This window comes from Nonomuraea antimicrobica (genome assembly GCF_039536965.1).
GTDB classification, from domain to species: domain Bacteria; phylum Actinomycetota; class Actinomycetes; order Streptosporangiales; family Streptosporangiaceae; genus Nonomuraea; species Nonomuraea antimicrobica.
The window spans coordinates 1-4,667 of record NZ_BAAAZP010000125.1 but is presented as its reverse complement, the minus strand read 5'-3'; the positions used below and the strand labels follow the sequence as shown (position 1 = coordinate 4,667).

6 protein-coding genes are annotated in these 4,667 nt (G+C 65.8%); 3 read left to right on the top strand and 3 right to left on the bottom strand.

The genetic code is table 11. The annotated features are described in order from the left end of the window. Positions 1 to 518, top strand: a 518-nt coding sequence (locus ABD844_RS34145) for an integrase core domain-containing protein (RefSeq protein WP_344887152.1), incomplete at its 5' end; no start/stop codon positions are given. A gap of 444 nt (positions 519 to 962) precedes the next feature. On the opposite strand, the gene ABD844_RS34140 is transcribed toward ABD844_RS34145, so the two are convergent. Further along, on the bottom strand, positions 963 to 2,603 hold the full coding sequence (locus ABD844_RS34140; protein WP_344887150.1) for a WD40 repeat domain-containing protein: 1,641 nt from the start codon (positions 2,601 to 2,603) through the stop codon (positions 963 to 965). Between the two features lie 382 nt (positions 2,604 to 2,985). On the opposite strand from ABD844_RS34140, the gene ABD844_RS34135 reads away from it, so the two are divergent. Next, the gene (locus tag ABD844_RS34135; protein ID WP_344887148.1) at positions 2,986 to 3,303 is read left to right on the top strand and encodes a hypothetical protein; all 318 of its coding nucleotides are present in this window, start codon (positions 2,986 to 2,988) and stop codon (positions 3,301 to 3,303) included. Here the strand turns inward: ABD844_RS34135 and ABD844_RS34130 are convergent, their stop codons facing one another. After that, the gene (locus tag ABD844_RS34130) at positions 3,304 to 3,495 is read right to left on the bottom strand and encodes an NAD(P)H-binding protein (protein WP_344887146.1); all 192 of its coding nucleotides are present in this window, start codon (positions 3,493 to 3,495) and stop codon (positions 3,304 to 3,306) included. An 85-nt stretch (positions 3,496 to 3,580) separates the two neighbouring features. Further along, positions 3,581 to 3,826 carry a hypothetical protein gene (locus ABD844_RS34125; protein WP_344887144.1) on the bottom strand — a complete coding sequence of 82 codons (246 nt, stop codon included), beginning with the start codon at positions 3,824 to 3,826 and terminating at the stop codon, positions 3,581 to 3,583. Positions 3,827 to 4,146: 320 nt separating this feature from the next. On the opposite strand from ABD844_RS34125, the gene ABD844_RS34120 reads away from it, so the two are divergent. Further along, the gene (locus tag ABD844_RS34120) at positions 4,147 to 4,662 is read left to right on the top strand and encodes an SAM-dependent methyltransferase (RefSeq protein ID WP_344887142.1); all 516 of its coding nucleotides are present in this window, start codon (positions 4,147 to 4,149) and stop codon (positions 4,660 to 4,662) included. Positions 4,663 to 4,667: the final 5 nt, after the last annotated feature.

Here is a 4,667-nt window from a genome sequence, read left to right as displayed (position 1 = left end):
TTCGCCTCGGCTTGCAGGTCAGTGCAGCGACCGTGCGACGGATCCTGCGTTCGCGCCGACACCGTCCGGCTCCGCGAAGCCTCGACACCTCCTGGCGGACGTTTCTACGCCTGCCAGCGAAAGGGCTGCTCGCCTGCGACTTCTCGGCCGGCTCGTTTCGGTTCCTCATCCGTGATCGAGATGCCAAGTTCACCGCCGTCTTCGATGAGGTCTTCACCGGGGCTGGTGTCACGGTGATGAAGACGCCGCCGCGGACACCCCGAGCCAACTGCTACGCCGAGCGCTGGGTGCGCACCGTCCGGGCCGAATGCACCGACCGGATGCTGATCTACGACGAAGGCCACCTCCGATCGGCCCTGGAGGAGTACGCCGAGCACTACAACGCGCACCGCCCGCACCAGTCCCGCCAACAACGCCCACCCGATCAAGACGAGCAAGTTGTGGTGCCGCTGAAAGGCCGGATTCAGCGCCGAAAGGTGCTCAGCGGAGCGATCAACGAGTACCACCGAGCAGCCTAGCCGACCCGAAGAAACACCAGCTCATACCACGTGTACGAATTTTGAAGCGGTACAGCTCAGAGGTCTTCGGTCCGTCCGTCATAGGAATGCGCACTCCGTCCGGAAAGATCAACCAACGGGTGGTTCCTACCATCCCGACCAGACAACGGCAGACCATCCGACCAAGATGAGCCGTGGCGTGGTGCACGGCGGCGATGCGGTTGCACATGACCAGCCTCGGGGCCGCAGCCGCTCCGCATCGAGGTCGACCTGCATCAGCCGCGCGCGGCGAATCTGGCCGCTCCCATGCCCGCCGTCGGTGACCTCCACCCGCTAGATCACGCAATGTCACAGAGATTACCCGGAGCTACTTTGGGGCTGGAGTCACGTTCGGGAGAAGCCTCCCTACACTTCTGCGAGCAGCCCGCCTCCGACTGCTTCGACGCGATCGCCTGCGTCACCAAGCTACGCGAGCTCGGCGGCCGCCGTCTCGACATCCTCGACCAGGTTCAGGTCGCCCCAGCGAACGGGCCAGGCGAAACGATGGTCCACGACCCACGCGAGCAGGCCGTCGAGGTCAGCTCGGCGTTCCTCGGGGGCGATCACCAGGTTCGCGCCCGGTCCCTCAGGCGGGCTCGCCAGGGCGCACCAGGTGGTGTCGTCGAGCGGGAAGGTGTCGGCGGTGTAGACGCCGTGGAGCTCATCCCCATCGTCGACCGGCGCCAGTCCCTCCTCGTCCTCCCTGTCGTTCACGAAGTCACCCAGGACATCGCCGGTCAGCGCACGGACGAACCGCATGGTGAAGCCACCGATCGCGGCCAGTACGCCGTCGGCTCCCCACAGCACCGCCGCCGTTTCCTCCGGAACCTCGATCGACTGCACGCACGCCAGGTCTTCCCCGAGAGACCACACCTCGATCCGGTCGTCGGACGTCAGGCAGGCTCCGTGCTCACCCGATGGTGACCACGCCCATGGTCGTTCCCCGCCGTCCCAGTAGGAGGCGCCGATCCGTTCGGTGGTGTCGATGTCCAGGTGAGACTCATGGCGGCCGTCTTCGTCGTACACATCGACGCCCCGACCGTCCCTCGCCACGACCGCCAGCCGCGCGGCCTCCCCACGCATGCCCCAGTGCAGGGTGCCCTGAAGCTGTTCGACCGGCACGCTCACCGCACTGCCCGTCTCGCTTTCGAACACGGTGAGCCGGCCGGTCTCGTCGTTGGAGGAACCAACCGCGATCGACGCGAACCGCCGGTCGTCCGGACTCCACTCGACAAAGTCCTTGGTTTGCGCCAGCCAGCGCATCCGGCCACCCGGCACGTCGACGGTGCAGGCCCATTCGCCGTTGAAGCCCAGCAACCGCGTGCCGTCCCGGGACCAGCGCACCCGGCGGAAGAACCACTCGTCACGTTTGATCCGCCGTCTGAACTCCTCCGGCAGTGCCTCGGGAAGCATCTCCGGCGCCGGGCCCGAGCCGCCCGTACGGCTGTCGATGTAGAAGACGTGCCCTTGGTCGAGTGCTGCGATACAGCCCATGACCTGATGGGATGAATCCATCGAGATGTAGACACGACGGCCGTCGGGTGACAGAGCGAAGTCGGGTGGGCGGTTCCGGCCATTGGTCACGTCTGCGTCGCCGAAGGGATCGGCCTGTTCGCCGAACGGGTCCCAGAGCCCGACCATGTTGGTGTTGAACGCCAGGGCCAGGCGTGTCCCGTCCGCGGACCACTGAATGGTGTCGCGGTGGCCCGACCAGCCCACCCCCATCTCGCCCGTGTCCAGCTTGTTGACCGCGCGTCCGGTGGTCATCTCCCAGATCTGCAATGGGCCGTTGTCCGGCCCGGTCGCGAGGTGACGGCCGCACGGGCTGAGCGCGTAATCGTTGAACGGGCTGTCCCACCCGATGTAGGGATGCATCAGCCGCGCACCGCGCTCCTGAAGACGCGCGGTCGCGAACCGATGCGCCTCCGTAGCGCCATGCTCCTGCTCCAGCGCGACGAGCCGTTCGCGCAAGGGGGTCAGATCCCGCTCCGGAACGAACGCGTTCCAGTCCACGTCCTGAAGCAGCGCGAGCATGCCCTGAGGGTCGACGTTTCCACCGAATTCCATGGCCGCGAATGGTAACGCCCACCCACGACATCCAGCCGCGAAAGATCGCAACTCCCTCCCAGGCCACCTCCGGCGACTACGGCGACTGGCACAATGCCCGACTGTCCACCGCCGAACCCTGGAGGCCGAAGCCCGAGCAAGCTCGTCGGTGAAGGCGGCGACGAAGTCGGACTCCTTGAGGAAGTCGAGCAGGTCGAGGACCTGCGGCGGGACTCGGGCATGGTCGGCACCCGCATCCGGCCTTGATCGGTGCCGCAAGGACGACTAGCCTCATCGCCGTACTGCCGGAAGGCTGAGCCGAGACGATCGCATCACGCGGGAAGAGCCCCGACCATGACGAGCCGCTCGACCACGCCGCCATGAAGTTTGGGACCGACTGACGATGAGCGCGGAAGAGGATTTCAAGCAGGTCGGTGCCGAGCTGGCCGACCTGGGTGTACGGATGTCCAGGATGATGGGGAGCCCCGCGCTCAAAGATCAGGCGGGGAAGGTGTTCGCGAGCCTGCAGCGCGACGGCGCGATGGTGTTCCGGCTGGTCAGGGACACCCCCGAACACACAGCCGCGCTCCAACTGGCCGGGGCGTCCCTGTTTGACCCCTCGGGACAGGGCAGGGCGATAAAAGACTGGGTGGTCGTGCCCCACTCCTCGGCCGAGAAGTGGACGGATCTCGCCGAGGCCGCTCTCAGCCGGCCCCGCTAGTCAGTAGGCCACGTCCACGGTGTGGCGGTGGGTGCCCGAGTCGGGCAGGACCCGGAGCACGGCGTCGGCGAGGTCGACGTCGGCAATGGTGGAGCCACCACGCACCGCGTCGTCAACCCGCGTGCGGTAGTCGCCGCGCGCCGGGGAGTCGAGCAGGCGCGGCGGGCACACGATAGTCCAGTCGAACAGCACGTCCTCAGACGTCTGACAGCAATGCCTCGCAGTACACCGCCTGGGCCCCTCGTAGTCGGGCGGGCTTTGCGACGGCTCGGCCGTTTTAGTCCCAGCTACCTTGGGCGTTGAAGATCTTTGCGCGGACCTCGGCTTCGCCGGCGTCGAGTTCGTTCCATCGATCGGCCACGTCCTGGAGGCTGAGGTCGTGGGCCCACCTAAAAGCCTGCCGGGGCGTGATTTCTGGATGGTCCGTTTCCCACACGGCTGCGATGTGTTCCCATGTCAGCCCGCGTATCCGTAGCTGATGCGAGCGGAGCGTCCGCTGCTGCCGCTTGGGAGTGGTAGCCATGGCACATCCTTTGTTGATGGAACGCCTTGACCTTAAAGGTAGCGCTCACCAGCAGGCCCACAAGTAGGCAACTTTTCGCGCCCCGCTGAAGACATCAGCGCAGGTCAGCCCCCATGCATTGCGTTAACCTTTTCGGCTCTCTCCACAGTCCGCATCTGAGCGTTTACTGGCCCTAGCTAGCTCTTACCGCACACGAACGAGGCGATCGATCTCGTTCGTATTCCTGACTGCTCTCAGTCCAACCGAGGACGCTGATGACTGCTGACCCCACCACATCGCCCACTTCGGGGGTGGACCCGAACACACCCAGCATCGCCCGCGTGTACGACTACTACCTGGGCGGCAAGGACAACTTCGCCGCCGATCGGGAGTTGGCCGAGCAGGTGTTGAAGGTGGCTCCGAACGCTCGCGCCACCGCACGGGCGAACCGCAACTTCCTGGTACGAGTGACGGAAGCCGTCGCCATGGCGGGCATCCGGCAGTTCGTCGATCTGGGCACCGGTATCCCCACGTCGCCGAACGTGCACGAGGTGGCGCAGCAGATCAAGCCGTGCGCGCACGTGGCCTATGTCGACAACGATCCCATCGTGCTATCCCACGCCCGCGCCCTGCTGGCCGGAACCCGGTCTGATGTGATCGCGATGGAGGGTGACCTACGTGCTCCGGAGCAGATCCTCGACCCACCCCCGGCTGCCTGCGCACATCAACTTCACTCAGCCGGTGGCGATCTTCCTGGTGGCCATGCTGCACCTGCTGACCGACGAGGACCTGCGGGTGTCGGATATTCATCCGTGCAGGTCATGGAGGTGATGCACTCTCTTGTGCTCCCGTCGTGAGCCCC

Coding starts and splice junctions, on each gene's coding strand:
- ABD844_RS34140 (WP_344887150.1), bottom strand. CDS start 2,603: ATGGAATTCGGTGGAAACGTCGACCCTCAGGGCATGCTCGCGCTGCTT.
- ABD844_RS34135 (WP_344887148.1), top strand. CDS start 2,986: ATGAGCGCGGAAGAGGATTTCAAGCAGGTCGGTGCCGAGCTGGCCGAC.
- ABD844_RS34125 (WP_344887144.1), bottom strand. CDS start 3,826: ATGGCTACCACTCCCAAGCGGCAGCAGCGGACGCTCCGCTCGCATCAG.